Origin of the sequence: uncultured Aquincola sp. (assembly GCF_964001545.1) — a bacterium.
Taxonomy (GTDB): Bacteria; Pseudomonadota; Gammaproteobacteria; order Burkholderiales; family Burkholderiaceae_C; genus Aquincola.
In genome coordinates this window covers 1-9,915 of the sequence record NZ_CAXFDV010000150.1, presented here as the reverse complement: position 1 = coordinate 9,915, position 9,915 = coordinate 1, and the positions used below count along the sequence as shown (strand labels likewise).

The 9,915-nt window shown below is 71.5% G+C and carries 6 protein-coding genes; 3 read left to right on the top strand and 3 right to left on the bottom strand.

The features are described from left to right. The first annotated feature begins 165 nt into the window (after positions 1-165). Both ABNT58_RS05085 and ABNT58_RS05080 read left to right on the top strand, forming a co-directional pair. Positions 166-372 (top strand): hypothetical protein, encoded by a 207-nt coding sequence (locus tag ABNT58_RS05085; protein WP_348752420.1) that lies wholly within the window; start codon positions 166-168, stop codon positions 370-372. Then, complete coding sequence (locus ABNT58_RS05080) at positions 365-1,480, top strand: helix-turn-helix domain-containing protein (RefSeq protein WP_348752422.1); 1,116 nt, start codon at positions 365-367, stop codon at positions 1,478-1,480. Before ABNT58_RS05085 ends, ABNT58_RS05080 begins: the two co-directional genes overlap by 8 nt. On the opposite strand, the gene ABNT58_RS05075 is transcribed toward ABNT58_RS05080, so the two are convergent. From ABNT58_RS05075 to ABNT58_RS05065, 3 genes are read right to left on the bottom strand one after another with little or no spacing between them, the layout of a single operon-like run. Next, positions 1,458-1,952, bottom strand: a complete 495-nt coding sequence (locus ABNT58_RS05075) for a GNAT family N-acetyltransferase (protein WP_348752419.1) — start codon at positions 1,950-1,952, stop codon at positions 1,458-1,460. The genes ABNT58_RS05080 and ABNT58_RS05075 overlap by 23 nt on opposite strands. Beyond that, positions 1,952-2,779 (bottom strand): carbon-nitrogen hydrolase family protein, encoded by an 828-nt coding sequence (locus ABNT58_RS05070; RefSeq protein ID WP_348752418.1) that lies wholly within the window; start codon positions 2,777-2,779, stop codon positions 1,952-1,954. Before ABNT58_RS05070 ends, ABNT58_RS05075 begins: the two co-directional genes overlap by 1 nt. Before the next feature lie 17 nt (positions 2,780-2,796). Then, positions 2,797-6,939 (bottom strand): YhdP family protein, encoded by a 4,143-nt coding sequence (locus tag ABNT58_RS05065; protein ID WP_348752417.1) that lies wholly within the window; start codon positions 6,937-6,939, stop codon positions 2,797-2,799. 199 nt (positions 6,940-7,138) lie between these two features. Here ABNT58_RS05065 and glnE point away from each other — a divergent pair, with 199 nt between their 5' ends. After that, positions 7,139-9,856 carry a bifunctional [glutamate--ammonia ligase]-adenylyl-L-tyrosine phosphorylase/[glutamate--ammonia-ligase] adenylyltransferase gene (gene glnE, locus ABNT58_RS05060; protein ID WP_348752421.1) on the top strand — a complete coding sequence of 906 codons (2,718 nt, stop codon included), beginning with the start codon at positions 7,139-7,141 and terminating at the stop codon, positions 9,854-9,856. Positions 9,857-9,915 lie beyond the last annotated feature (59 nt).

Genomic DNA, 9,915 nt, shown 5'->3' with positions numbered 1-9,915 from the left:
GACCTGGCCCGGCCTGGCCGCCGCCCGCGGCCTGGGCCTGGCCGTGCTGGACAGGATCGGCCCGGCCAAGAAGGCGCTGGCGCGGCAGATGATGTTCGGGCGGCGCTAGGCGTTTTACCTATCTGGTAAAGTCCGTGGCCTCAGAGCCCGGAGGAAGAGGCGTTCTTGGACATTCGCTTCAAGAACGGCAAGCCCCACCCGCACCCACTCAAAGGCGACCGTGAAGGTCAGTTTGCGGTGTCGCTGGCCGGCGGTTGGCGACTGGTGTTCGCACCCGCCAACGACCCCCTCCCGCGTCACGCGGATGCCAGCATCGACTGGTCTGCCGTGACCATCGTCTGCATTGAATACATCGGTGACTACCATGACTGAAGCCATGGACCGCGGCGAGGCCGGCGCCTTCCGGCCAGACTGGGCTTCGCCGCCCGGTGACACCATCGCCGACCTGTTGGACGAACGCCATTGGACCCAGCAGCAGCTGGCCGACCGGCTGGGCTATTCGCTCAAGCACGTCAACCAGCTCATCAAGGGCAAGGTGCCGCTGACGGAAGACGCCGCGATCCGACTGCACAGCGTGCTGGGCGCATCGGTGGGGTTCTGGCTGACGCGGGAGGCGCAGTACCGCGAGCGCGTGGCGGCGCTGGAGGAGACGGAGCGCCACTCGGCCATGCTGCCCTGGCTGGCGCGGTTGCCCCTGAAGGACATGATGGCGGCCGGCGCGCTGCGCAAACGGCGGATCGATGCGGCCTCCAAGCCTGGCCTGGTGGCCGAGGCGCTCGCGTTTTTTGGCGTGGCCAGTCCCGAGCAATGGCAGAGCCAGTACGGCTGCATGCCGGTGGCCTTTCGCCGCACCCGCCAAGCGCAGGCCGACATGGGCGCCATCTCGGCCTGGCTGCGCATGGGTGAGCGCATTGCCGAGCGGCTGGACGGCCCGCGCTACGACGAGGCAGCGTTTCGCCAGGTGCTCGTGCACATCCGGGAGCTCACTCGCCAGCCGCCCGATGACCTGGGAGCCCAGTTGCAGGTGGCGATGCAGGCCGCTGGCGTGGCCTTTGTGGTGGTGCCGGCGTTGCCACGCGCGCATGTGTCGGGCGTCGCGCGCTGGCTGCAACCGCACCGGCCCCTGATCCAGCTGTCGGTGTATGGCAAGCTCAACGACCGGTTCTGGTTCAGCCTGTTCCATGAGGCCGCGCACATCCTGCTGCATGGCGGGCAAAAGCATTCGGTGTTTCTGGAAGACCCGGCGGCCACGGAAGCCGGATCGCCCGAGGAAGCCGAGGCCGATGCCTGGGCGCGCGACTTCCTGGTTCCCCCGGAGCTCGCCGCTGTGCTGCCCTCGCTGCCACACACGCGCGCGGCCGTGCAGGCCTATGCCGAGCGCATCGGCGTCCACCCCGGCATCGTCGTGGGCCGCCTGCAGCACGACGGCCTGCTGGAGCCTCACTGGCTGAACGACCTCAAGCACCGGATGGCGCTGTGAGCAGCCCCTTCTTCATGTTGATCCCCGTCACCTGGTAACCCAGCGACTCATAGAGCGCCTGCGCGCCCGGGTTGTGGGCGAAGACGTGCAGGCCGATGCTGGTGGCGCCCAGTTCGGCGGCCAGGGCTTCGGCGGCCTCGAAGGCGCGGCGGGCGTGGCCCTGGCGGCGGTGTTCGGGGGCGATCTCGACGTTGTAGACGAAGGCGCTGCAGCCGCCATGCCGGCGTTCCAGCGCCAGCCACAGGTGGCCCACCACCGGTCCTTCGGGGGTGGCCAGCACTTCCAGCAGGTGATGGTCGGGCGTGGCCAGGCCCTGCGGCAGCAGCGCCAGGAAGTCGGCATGCGAGCGTTCCAGCGCGCCTTCGGCGGGCCAGCGGCCGGCCTCCACGTTCTCCTGCGCATAGCTGGCGATGGACGCCTGCATGTAGGCACCAAAGGCCTCGGGCGGCAGCGGGCGCAGCGTGGTGGACATCACAGGCGGCGGTGGCTCAGCGCGGGCAGTTGCTGGCGCACCGCGGCCAGGCGGTCCATGTCCATCTCGGCCATCACCACACCTTCGCCTTCGGGCTGCAGCGCCAGCACCTCGCCCCAGGGGTCGACCACCATGCTGTGGCCCCAGGTGCGGCGGCCGTTCTCGTGCGTGCCGCCCTGCGCGGGCGCGATCACATAGCACTGGTTTTCCACCGCGCGGGCGCGCAGCAGCAGCTCCCAGTGGGCCTGGCCGGTGGGGTAGGTGAAGGCGGCCGGCACGCTCAGCAGGTCGCAGGGGCCGGCGCCGGGCGCAAAGCTCATCGCGCGGTACAGCTCGGGAAAGCGCAGGTCGTAGCAGACCGACAGGCCGGCGCGCAGCGACTGGCCGCCCGGCATCGGCAGCGTGGCGGCCACGGGTGCATCGCCGGCTTCCAGCACCGCGCCTTCGTCGTAGCGCTCGCGGCCGTTGTCGTAGCGGAAGAGGTGCAGCTTGTCGTAGCGGGCCACCAGCGCGCCATCGGGCCCGTACACGCAGCAGGTGTTGCGCACGCGGGCCGGGTCGGGCGTTTTCATCGGCAGCGTGCCGCCGATGAGCACCAGCGCATGCTCGCGCGCGGCCTGCTGCAAAAAGCGCTGGATCGGGCCTTCGCCCGGGGCTTCGGCCAGCGCCAGCTTGTCGGTGTCGCGGCGGCCCATCAGGCAGAAGTACTCGGGCAGCGCCACCAGGTCGGCCCCGGCGTCGGCGGCCTGGGCGATCAGGCGCCCAGCGGCGGCCAGGTTGCGGTCCACGTCGGGGGTGGACACCATCTGCAGGGCGGCGATCTTCATGGGCGCTCCAGGGTCGGTCAGTTGGCGATGCGGGGTGGCACCGAGGCGGCCGGTGCGGGCGGATCGATCTCGGGCAGCGGTGCATCCACCGCGCGCGCCACGCGTTCCACCTTGGGGTCGGTGAAGGTACCCGAGATGTGGAATTCGCGCGTGCTGGCGGCCATCAGCGGCTTGCGCAGGAACATCTGCGCGACGAAGCTGCCCAGCCCCACCGCGGGGTTGATGACCGCATAGGCCAGCGAGGCGGTGCCGGCGTTGAGCTCGGGCACCACGATCACGCGCAGGTCCTGGGTTTCGGCCTCGATGTCGGCCTGGCCTTCCATCAGCACCGCCGCCTGCACGCCCCGCATGCGCAGGTTGTTGGTGCGGGCCACGCCCTTGCGCAGCGCCACGTCGCCGTTGACGTTGTCGAAGGCAAAGCCCTCGCCGAACAGGTCTCGGAAGTCCAGCGTCAGCCGGCGCGGCAGGGCTTGCAGGCTGAGCACGCCCAGCAGCCGGCCCATGCCCGGCGCCACCTTCAGGAACTGGCCGGCGTCCAGCGCCAGGTTGAGCTGCCCGTCGAGCGAGGGCACGTGCGGCGCCAGCGGCGAGCCGTCCCAGGCCAGCTGGCCCTGCATGCGCCCCTTGCCGCCGCGCAACACCTTGCCCAGGCCCAGGCGCTCGGCAAAGGCGCCGCTGTCGGCCAGGTCGAGCTTGAAGTCCATCACCATGCGGCTGGGGCCGCGGCCACCGCCCGACCATTGGCCGGTGCCAGAAAGTCGCGCTTCGGGCACCGCCACTTCCAGCTTGCTCAGCCGCCAGTCGCGGGTGCCGGCGCCGCCGCGATTGACGGCCTCGATCTCCACCCGGCCCAGCCGCTTGCCCGACAGCTCGAAATCGTCGACCACGATGTCCAGGCCCGGCACGCTGCTGGGCGACTGGGCCAGGTAGGTTTCGACCGACTGCGCCTCGCTCGGCGGCACCGACAGCCGGGCCAGCCGCGCGTACAGCCGGCCGGCGGCGGCGCCCGGGCGGGCGGGCCGCCATTCGAGGTAACCGCCCAGCTGCTCGGCATCGACCGATGCGCGCCACTGGCCGTCTTCGCCTTCGCTGGCGCCGGCCACCACCCGGGTGAGCGTGCGGCTGCTGACGGCCAGCTGCTGCACCTGCAGCGCCAGGCTGCGCGGCAGGTAGTCGGCTTCGGCGGCTGCGGGTGTTGCCGGTGTGGTGGGCGTGGTGGCGGCTGCGGCGGGTGCGGCGGCCGGCAGTGGGCCGGCCAGGCGTTCGGCCGCGCGCTGCCACTCGTCCACGTCCAGGCTGGCCAGCACCACCTGCGCCTGCACGCCACTGGCCGGCACCGGGGCGGGCGCGCGCACGCCGATGCCGCCGTTCAGCACCCGCGGCGCGCCCTGCGACAGGTCGCGCAGGTACTGCGCCTGCAGCACGCCGCCCAGGTCCAGGCGCAACTGGTCGCGCGGCACGTTGCCGGGCAGCGGCTTGACCTCCACCCGCAACGGCATGGCGGCTTCGGGCGCCTTGCGCAGGGGCGCCGGCAGGTCGATGCCCAGGCCGGTGAGCGGGCTGGTCACCGTGACCTCGGTCTGCTCGCCGATGAACCCCAGCGACAGCCGGTAAGGCGCCTGGCCGCTGAAGGCGCCCGCCAGCCGCGACAGGCCGCCCAGCTCGGTGGCGCGGCGCAGCGCCTCGGACGTGGCGGTGCCCTGGCCGTTGAAGCGCAGGCTGCCGTCGGGCTGGGTGCCGCCGTCGAAGCTCAGCTCGCCACCCAGCGCGCGGGCGCTGGTGCCCACCAGCTTGACGCTGTTCTCGGTGAAGTCGACCCGCCCGCGGGCGCCGGCCAGCAAGGGCACGTCGGGCCGCAGGCGCACGTCGTTGCCGGCCAGGGCGACGCTGCCCTTGACGGTGCTGCGGTCGGTGTCGTCCAGCGGAATGGTCAGCGCCAGCTTGAGGTCGGCGTTGCCGCCGAAGGTGCTGGTGGCAAAGGCATGGCCAGTCCACGCGTCCACCGGTGAGCGGCGCACGTAGTTCAGCAGCTCGTTGCCGGGTCCGCGCACCTGGCCGTCGATGCGCAGCACCGCCTGGTCGAGGTCGGCGATGCCGCCGTTGATGCGACTGAGCACCGCCCCCGACACCCGGCCGCTGGCATTGCGGATGGCCATGCTGCTGCGCTCGAACACCAGCTCGCCGGCTACGTTGTCGAAGGGCGGCCAGGCCGGCTGGCGGGCGTCGGTGGCGCTGGCCATCAGCCGCGCCGGCACATAGGCGAGCGCCACGCCCGAGACCTTGCCGGCGATGCGGAACTCGCCCAGCCGCGCATCGCTGTACGGGAACTGCCACAGGTCGCCCTTGACCCGGAAGGTGGTGGGCCCGATGTCGCCGGCCTGCACCGCATCGGCCACATAGCGACGCGTGTCTTCGGGCAGCGCCAGCGGCAGGTAGCGGGCCACCGCGGCGGCCCGGCCCTGCTGCAGCTTGCCGGTCATGTCGAGCACGCCCGGAAAACGCTTGCCGGCGCCATGGCCCTCGCCCGGGCCGCTGCGCCAGGTGGCCGACAACTCGCCGGTGGCATCGGCATTGCTGAACTGCAGCTGCCCGACCTTGACGCTGATGGCCGGTGGCGCGGCCGATGCCGCGGCGCCGACCGGCCGCGCCGCCTCGATGCGCCAATCGACCAGGGCCTGGAAACGGTCGAAGGGCACCAGCGGCTGCTCGAACACGCCGGGCAGCTCCAGTGCGCCGCCGTCCAGCACCACACGTGCCTTGCCGCCACGCTCGGTGGCCTCCACCTCGGCCTGGGCCTGCCGCCAGCCGGGGCGGCCGGGCTCTGTGGAGTGTTCGGCCGGCGCGGCCGCCACCGAGACGCCGACCAGCCGGGCCTTGAACTGGTAGCGCTGCGGGTCCTGCCAGGGGCCTTCCCAGCGGGCGGCCAGGTTCTCGACCCGGCCTTCGGGCGCCGCCTGGGCCAGCGCCTGGCGCGCGTCGGCCGACATCGGCACGGCTTCGCCGATGCGCGACAGCAGCGCCAGGTCGAGTCGATCGGCACTCAACTCGCCCGCCGGGGCCGCTTGGTCACCGCTGCCTGCGTCACGCAGGGCGAGGCTGAAGTTGCCTTGCGGCCAGGTCAGACCATCGTCGGTGGTGAAGCCGATGCGCTGGCCCGACAGGCGCCAGCCACGGTCGTCACGCTGGCCCTGCAGCCGGCCCTGCACCTGTTGCAGCGCCATCGGCAGCACCTCGGGCGCCAGCCGCAAGGCCACCTCGCGCAGCGCCAGGTCCAGCGTGGCGCCATTGACCTGGCCATTGGTCACTTCGGCCCACAGGCGCAGCGCGCCGTCGCCCTGGGTCAGCTCGAAGGGCAGGTCGACGTAGCGGCGCAGCTGCGACACGTCGGTGCGCGGCAGCGCGGCGTAGGCGGTGCCCGACCAGTGGCGCCAGTCGCCAGGGCGGCTGAGCAGCCGGCGGCTGAACTGGCCGCGCAGCGAAAAGCGCTCGCCCCAGGCCGGCGGCGGCGTGGCATCCAGCCGGAGTGCATGGCGGTGCAGGCGGTTGCGGATGACCAGGTCCACGTCGCTGAGCACCAGCGCGGGCAGGCCGCGCAACTCGTCTGTCCAGCGCAGCGCGCCGCGGCGGATGGCCAGCTCATGCTGTTCAAACAACCAGTCTGCCGTGGGGTTGCGGTCCGGGCCCTGGGTGTGCGGCAGCTCGATGCCGGCCACGAAGATGCGCCCCTGTGCGTCGCGCCGCACGTCCAGCGCGGGCGCGTCGATCAGCAGCTGTTCCAGGCGCAGCTGCAGCGACAGCAGTGAGCGGGCCGACACCGCCGCCCGGACTCGCGGCAGACGCAGGGCTTCGCGCTGCTGTGCATCGTGCAGCACCACGTCGGTGAGTTCGAGCGACGGCACCCAGCCGCGCGATTCGACACGGATGGCGCCGATCCTGACCGGCACGCCCAGCGCCTGGCTGGCGCGGGTTTCCATAGAGCCGCGCCACTCATCGACGTGCGGCAGAATTCCCCAATACAGAGTCAGCCAAGCGATGAGCAATAAGCTCCAGCCCGCAACGACAACGGCGGCCAGCAGACGCAGCAGGTTTCTGGCCCAGCGCCAACGGCGCGGTACCAGCACGGTATCGGCATCGGCAGGGGCCACAAGGGACGGAGGCATCGAATGAATTCACGCCAGGCAACGGTCGACGATCACGGCCGCATCGAACATCGCCGGACAACGGCGGGCTGGCGCCTCGGGACCTCGGCAATCTAGCACAGCCTTTTTCAGCTCCTTCCGCCCGCGCGGCGCCTGGCAGATGCCGGCGCCGGCGCTTTCCCAGGCCGTTTTCTCCACGCTCGCGGACCCCGTCTTGAACATGCCCCTGCCCACGGCCGACCACAGCCGCTACGTCCAGCGAATCCGCCGCCGCTACGCGCCCGAACTGGCCTTGCTGCCTGTTGGCATTCCGCGTGCCGACACCTTGAACGTGCTGATCGACCGCCTGCAGGCCGATGGCCGGCCGCTGGCATCGGCCCTGCGTGTGGCCCGGCAGGTGGTGATGGAACGGCTGGCCGTGCTGGACGTGGAGCAGCAGGCCACGCTGGACGACGTCACCCACACCATGACCACGCTGGCCGAGGTGACGCTGGAACGCGCCCTCGCCCAGGCCCGCGCCGACGAAGAACTGCGCCACGGCGCGCCGATGACGGCGGGCGGCGAGCCCATCGAGCTGTGGATCGTGGGCATGGGCAAGCTGGGCGCGCGCGAGTTGAACGTCTCGTCCGACATCGACCTGATCTACGTGTACGAAGAAGACGGCCAGACCACGGGCCCCGAGCCGATCAGCGCGCACGAGTTCTTTGCCAAGGTGGTGCGCCGCCTGTACACGCTGATCGGCGAGGCCACCGACGACGGCTTCGTCTTCCGCGTCGACCTGATGCTGCGGCCCAACGGCAACTCGGGCCCGCCGGCGGTGAGCCTGGCGATGCTGGAAGAGTATTTCCAGGTGCAGGGCCGCGAGTGGGAACGCTTTGCCTGGCTCAAGAGCCGCGTGGTGGCGCCGCGCGCCGCGGTGGAAAGCGGCCGTGCGCTGCAGCTGCGCGACCTGGTCACGCCCTTCGTGTACCGCCGCTACCTCGATTACGGCGTGTTCGAGGGCCTGCGCCAGCTGCACCGCAAGATCCGCGAAGAAGCCCAGCGCCGTGCCGCCGGCCGGCCCGAGCGCGCCAACGACGTGAAGCTGTCGCGGGGCGGCATCCGCGAGATCGAGTTCATCGTGCAGCTGCTGCTGGTGGTGCGCGGCGGGCAGTTTCCCGAGATCCGCACCCGCAGCACGCTGCGCGGCCTGCAGCGCCTGGTGGCCCGCGGCCTGATGAAGGCCGCCACCGCCGATCGACTGGCCGAGGCCTACACCTTCCTGCGCCGGGTGGAGCACCGCATCCAGTTCCTGGACGACCAGCAGACCCATCTGCTGCCCACGGCCGACCACGACCTGGGCTGGATCGCCGCCAGCCTGGGCCTGGGCACCGCCGACAACCCCTGCGAGCTGCTGCACCACCTGGGCGAAACCCGCGAGTTCGTGGCCACCGAGTTCGATGCGTTGCTGCACGACGGCCAGGCGCCCACGCCGAGCGCGCCGGGCCGCAACGGCTGCCGCAACTGCAGCATCACGCTGCCGATCGACAGCGAATCGCTGCACGAGATGCTGGCGCCCGCCTTGCGCGAACGGGTGCAGGCCTGGTCGCAGAGCGCGCGGGTGCAGAACCTGCGCGACGAAAGCAAGCTGCGCCTGGGCCGGCTGGTGCAGCGCGCGGCCAAGCGGGTGACGCAAGGCGACTGCACCGAAGACGCGGTGCTGCGCTTCGTCGATTGGGTGGAGCCGCTGCTGCGCCGCGAAAGCTACCTGGCGCTGCTGGTGGAGCGGCCCGAGGTGCAAAGCCGCCTGCTGCACCTGCTGGGCCTGGCCCGCTGGCCGATGCGCTACCTGATGCGCCACCCCGGCGTGATCGACGAGCTGGCCGACGACCGGCTGCTGCACGGCCGCTTCGACCGCGAGGCCTTTCTGCGTGAACTGGACGAGCGCCACCAGGCCTGGGAGCGCTCGGGTGAAGCGTCGGAAGAAGCCTTGCTGGACACGCTGCGCCGCGCCCACCATGCCGAAGTGTTCCGCATCCTGGTGCGCGACGTGGAAGGCCACATCACCGTCGAACAAGTGGCCGACGACCTGTCGGCGCTGGCCGATGCCACGCTGGACTGCGCGCAGCGCTGGGCCTGGCGCCACCTCAAGCAACGCCACCGCGAGGAGCCGCGCTTTGCCGTCATCGCCTACGGCAAGCTGGGCGGCAAGGAACTGGGCTACGGCAGCGACCTGGACGTGGTGTTCCTCTACGACGCCGAAGGCGACGAAGACCCCGACAGGTCGGCCGAGGTGTACGGCGCCTTCGTGCGCAAGCTGATCACCTGGCTGACGCTGCGCACCGCCGCCGGCGAGCTGTTCGAGATCGACACCGCGCTGCGGCCCAACGGCAACTCGGGCATGCTGGTCACGTCCATCGCCTCGTTCGAGAAGTACCAGGTGGGCCGCGGCAGCAACACCGCCTGGACCTGGGAACACCAGGCCATCACCCGCGCGCGCTGGTGCGCGGGCTCACCCGCGCTGCAGCAGCGCTTCGAGGACATCCGCTGCGCGGTGCTCACCGCTCCGCGCGAGCCGGCCGCGCTGCGCGAAGAGATCCATGCCATGCGCGAGAAGGTGCGGGCGGCCCACCCCATCAAGCCCGGCCGCTTCGACGTCAAGCACAGCCCCGGCGGCATGATGGACGCCGAATTCGTGGTGCAGAACCTGGTGCTGATGCACGCGGCCGAACACCCGGAGCTGCGCCCCAACCTGGGCAACATCGCGCTGCTGCAGCGGGCCGAAACGGCCGGCCTGCTGCCGCCGGGCACCGGCATGGCGGCAGCGGACGCCTACCGCGAGCTGCGCCGCGCGCAGCACCAGGCGCGGCTGGACGAGCAACCCACGCAGTTCGCGCCCGAAGCCCTGGCCCGCGAGCGGGACGCCGTGCTGGCCGTCTGGCACGCGGTCTTCGGCTGATGAGTGGTGCCCCCAAGCTCGCTGCGCTCGCGTCCCCCCGAGGGGGAGCTCAGTCCCTT

What these genes read in the sequence shown, in the direction of transcription:
- ABNT58_RS05080 (WP_348752422.1), top strand. Translation starts at nt 365, where the DNA reads ATGACTGAAGCCATGGACCGCGGCGAGGCCGGCGCCTTCCGGCCAGAC.
- ABNT58_RS05075 (WP_348752419.1), bottom strand. Translation starts at nt 1,952, where the DNA reads ATGTCCACCACGCTGCGCCCGCTGCCGCCCGAGGCCTTTGGTGCCTAC.
- ABNT58_RS05070 (WP_348752418.1), bottom strand. Translation starts at nt 2,779, where the DNA reads ATGAAGATCGCCGCCCTGCAGATGGTGTCCACCCCCGACGTGGACCGC.
- ABNT58_RS05065 (WP_348752417.1), bottom strand. Translation starts at nt 6,939, where the DNA reads ATGCCTCCGTCCCTTGTGGCCCCTGCCGATGCCGATACCGTGCTGGTA.
- glnE (WP_348752421.1), top strand. Translation starts at nt 7,139, where the DNA reads ATGCCCCTGCCCACGGCCGACCACAGCCGCTACGTCCAGCGAATCCGC.